Raw genomic sequence first — 3,528 nt, forward strand, 5'->3', positions numbered from 1 at the left:
GCGCCCGTCGCCGTGGCGGCCTGCCGGCTGTGGCCGGATGGCGCTCGTGCTGGCCTCGGACCAGTCTGCGGACGCCGTCGCCTCCGCCCGCGCGACGGCCGAGGCGAACGGCCTGACGGACCGGGTCCGGGTGCAGCAGGACGACGCCCTGTCCGCGGTGCCGGACGCGTCGGTGCGGCTGGTGCTGCTCAATCCCCCGTTCCACGACGGGACGGCGGTGGACCCCACCGTCGCACACCGCATGATCGCGGCCGCCGGACGGGTGCTGGCTCCGGGCGGACAGCTCTGGTGCATCTGGAACTCCCACCTGCGTCACCGCGGAGTGCTCGAGGCCGAGGTGGGGCCGACCCGCCAGGCCGCCCGCGACCGCAGCTTCACGGTGACGGTCTCCACCCGTCCCTGAGCGGACGGCACCGGTGCGGACGGCACCCTCTCGGGCGCACCGCATCCTCCAATGCGTCGCCCGAGTCCTCTGACGCGTCGCCTCAGTCCTCCGACGCGTCGCCTCAGTCCTCTGACGCGGAGCCGCACCGTGCATACGACGGCGCCCCGCCCCTCACGTGGAGGGACGGGCGCCGTCGGTGCGGCTCAGGCCCTGCTGCAGGGGCCCGCCGATCCGGTGGGGATCAGTTGCCGGTGAGCTTCTCGCGCAGGGCGGCGAGGGCCTCGTCGGAGGCCAGGGTGCCGCCGTCGGAGGCCGGGGCCTCGGAGACGTAGGAGGAGGCACCGGTGTCGTGCGGGGCGGAGCCGGCGTTGGCGTCCTCCTCGATGGCGCGGCGCACCTGCTCCTTGTGGGCCTCCCAGCGGGCCTGGGCGTCGGCGTACTGCTGCTCCCAGGCGGCACGCTCGGCCTCGTAGCCCTCCATCCACTCGTTGGTCTCGACGTCGAAGCCCTCGGGGTACTTGTAGTTGCCCTCGTCGTCGTACTCCGCGGCCATGCCGTACAGGGCCGGGTCGAACTCGGTGCCGTCCGGGTCCACGCCGTCGTTCGCCTGCTTGAGGGACAGGGAGATGCGGCGACGCTCCAGGTCGATGTCGATGACCTTCACGAACAGCTCGTCGTTCACGGAGACGACCTGCTCGGCGGTGTCGATGTGGCGCGAGGCCAGCTCGGAGATGTGCACCAGGCCCTCGATGCCGTCCTCGACGCGGACGAACGCGCCGAAGGGGACGAGCTTGGTGACCTTGCCCGGCACGACCTGGCCCAGGGCGTGGGTGCGGGCGAACAGCTGCCACGGGTCCTCCTGGGTCGCCTTCAGCGACAGGGAGACGCGCTCGCGGTCCATGTCCACCTCGAGGACCTCGACGGTGACCTCCTGGCCCACCTCGACGACCTCGGACGGGTGGTCGATGTGCTTCCAAGACAGCTCGGAGACGTGCACGAGGCCGTCCACGCCACCCAGGTCCACGAAGGCGCCGAAGTTGACGATGGAGGACACGGTGCCCTGGCGGACCTGGCCCTTCTCCAGCTTGTGGAGGAAGTTGGAGCGGACCTCGGACTGGGTCTGCTCGAGCCAGGCGCGGCGGGACAGCACCACGTTGTTGCGGTTCTTGTCCAGCTCGATGATCTTCGCCTCGAGCTTCTGGCCGATGTACGGGGCCAGGTCGCGGACGCGGCGCATCTCGACCAGGGAGGCCGGCAGGAAGCCGCGGAGGCCGATGTCCAGGATGAGACCGCCCTTGACGACCTCGATGACGGTGCCCTCGACGACGCCGTCCTCGTCCTTGATCTTCTCGATGTCGCCCCAGGCGCGCTCGTACTGGGCGCGCTTCTTGGACAGGATCAGGCGACCCTCCTTGTCCTCCTTGGTGAGGACCAGGGCTTCGACGGAGTCACCGACGGCGACGACCTCGTCCGGGTCGACGTCGTGCTTGATGGACAGCTCGCGGGACGGGATGACGCCCTCGGTCTTGTAGCCGATGTCGAGCAGGACCTCGTCGCGGTCGACCTTGACGACGGTGCCCTCGACGAGATCGCCATCGTTGAAGTACTTGATGGTCGCGTCGATGGCGGCGAGCAGCTCCTCGGAGGTGCCGATGTCGTTGATGGCGACCTGCGGGGCGTTGGAGGTGGTGGTCATGTAGGAGGGACTCCGATGGGTTGTGGATCATGCCGGGGCAGCTGGACACACAGCGGCGCCTGCGACCCGGCATGGGTTGTAACGGACAAAACTGTGAGCGCACGAAAGTGCTCGTCCAGCCTATCAGAAACCCGTCAGCAGGTGAACGGGCGCGGCGGAGGTGAGCAGCGCGTCCAGCCGGGCGGCCGCACCCGCGGTGCCCTCTCGCACGGCGCCGGTCCGCGCCCCCGTGACGGCGGAGGTACCGCCGAGCCAGAGCCCGGACAGCGCGGCCACGTCCAGCACGAGGTCCGCGTCCTCGGCCGCCGCGTCGTCCAGGCGCTCCACCCGTGCCCGTCCGTCCGCGACGGCCAGGAGCCAGGTGCCGTCCGCGTGTCCCAGCCGATCCTCGACCGCGAGCACCAGCTCGCCGGCGACGCCGGGCACGTACGTGCGCCCCTCGAGGCAGGCCTTCACGTCGAGGATCCGCAGGTAGAGGTCGTCCCAGTGCTCTGTGACCTTCGCCAGCCGGGCGTTCGCCAGGGCGGCCTGGAGGGCGCCGTCGTCCGGCAGCCGGGAGAACTCGACGCGTTCGACCAGATCCAGGTCGAACAGGTAGCGCAGCAGTCCGCGCCAGGCCTCGTGGTCCGCGGCCATGAACGCCTGGACCCGCACGGTGGGCGGCTCGGTCTCCCAGCCCTTGAAGCGGTACAGCACCGCGCCGCGGGCCTCGCCCTCGGCGTTCCGGTACAGGCCCGCGAAGGTGCCGTCGCCCCTGCCGTCGTTCTCCGAGGCGAGCGAGTCGTTCCAGATCAGCCGGTGGGCGTGCGGACGGCGCGGGCTGCCGGGGGTGGCCAGCTGCAGCTCGCGTTGCAGGGCGTCGACCTCGTCGATCACCTCACGCGGGTCCTCGCGCGTCACGGTCCCCGGGGCCGCCGGCGCGGTCATCTCCACCTGCCCTGAGGTGCGCACCGTGGCCCGGCGGGCGTGACAGCAGACGCCGAAGCCGAAGCGGCCGTAGATGGCGGACTCGGAGACGGTCAGCGCGGCCACCGGCATCCCGGCCTCGACCGCGTCGGCCAGGGAGCGGGTCATCATCGCGCGCAGGATCCCCCGACGACGGTGGCCCGGGGACACGGTGACGTTGCTGATCAGCCAGGCGGGGAGCTCCACGCCCGGGGACACCGTGAGCGTGGACTCCCAGTCCACGAAGGTCCCCACCGGTTCGCGCGCGGCCGGGTCGTCCCCGTCCGCATAGACGCCGAGGCTGCGCTTGGCGTCGTCCGCGTCGCACCCCAGCAGCTGGTCCAGCGCCCGGCCCTCCGGGACCTTCTCGTAGAAGCCCTTCTCCACGGCCTGGGCGAACCGTGACTGCGCAGGGTGGTCCGCGGCCTTCGGGTCGGTCCCGTCGTCCGGGCGCGCCGGGGTCGGCAGGAGCTCCAGGCGCAGGCCGTGGGCGGCGAGGGGC

The 3,528-nt window shown here is 71.5% G+C and carries 3 protein-coding genes; 1 reads left to right on the forward strand and 2 read right to left on the reverse strand.

All coding sequences use genetic code 11. From position 1 onward, the window contains the following. On the forward strand, positions 1 to 403 hold a 403-nt coding region (locus AC2W7A_RS10560; RefSeq protein ID WP_485991315.1), incomplete at its 5' end, for a class I SAM-dependent methyltransferase. Between the two features lie 223 nt (positions 404 to 626). Here the strand turns inward: AC2W7A_RS10560 and rpsA are convergent. Both rpsA and AC2W7A_RS10570 read right to left on the reverse strand, forming a co-directional pair. Further along, positions 627 to 2,081 (reverse strand): 30S ribosomal protein S1, encoded by a 1,455-nt coding sequence (gene rpsA, locus AC2W7A_RS10565; RefSeq protein WP_485991316.1) that lies wholly within the window; start codon positions 2,079 to 2,081, stop codon positions 627 to 629. A gap of 123 nt (positions 2,082 to 2,204) precedes the next feature. Continuing rightward, on the reverse strand, positions 2,205 to 3,528 hold a 1,324-nt coding region (locus tag AC2W7A_RS10570), incomplete at its 5' end, for a GNAT family N-acetyltransferase (protein WP_485991317.1).

Source organism: Micrococcus sp. LASM2_SD2 (assembly GCF_057364565.1).

Excerpts from the sequence above, each read along its gene's own strand:
- rpsA (WP_485991316.1), bottom strand. The coding sequence starts at position 2,081 with ATGACCACCACCTCCAACGCCCCGCAGGTCGCCATCAACGACATCGGC.